We start from the raw sequence: 324 nt of genomic DNA on the forward strand, positions 1-324 counted from the left end.
TAAAGGTTAGGAGGGAAGGCTCCTCCTCTGTAGGCTTTGTGAAGTTGCAAACAATGGAAATATGTGGACGCTCTTCTTTATTGTCCAGGCGATATTGAGATTTATAAGAGGTCATCCATGCGCCGCCGCGTTTTCCTTCCCGGGGATGAAAATCGGCATAGAACAAGGCAATTTCTTTTCCGGCTTCGTCTGTGACCTTATAAGTGGTGACTTCAGGATGATAAATTTCTACATCGAAAACCTGCTCGAATTTGAGGCCGTAAAGTTTTTCAGCGACCAGAAAGACGCCATTGATCACATTATTAAGTTCAAAATAAGGTTTTA

Annotated in this window: 1 protein-coding gene; it reads right to left on the reverse strand. The window is 42.6% G+C overall.

Annotation, left to right across the window (positions count from 1 at the left end):
- Positions 1–324 (reverse strand): M3 family metallopeptidase (locus tag HC175_RS22060; RefSeq protein ID WP_168140001.1); only part of this gene is annotated, 324 nt, incomplete at both ends.

This window comes from Salinimicrobium oceani (assembly GCF_012037645.1).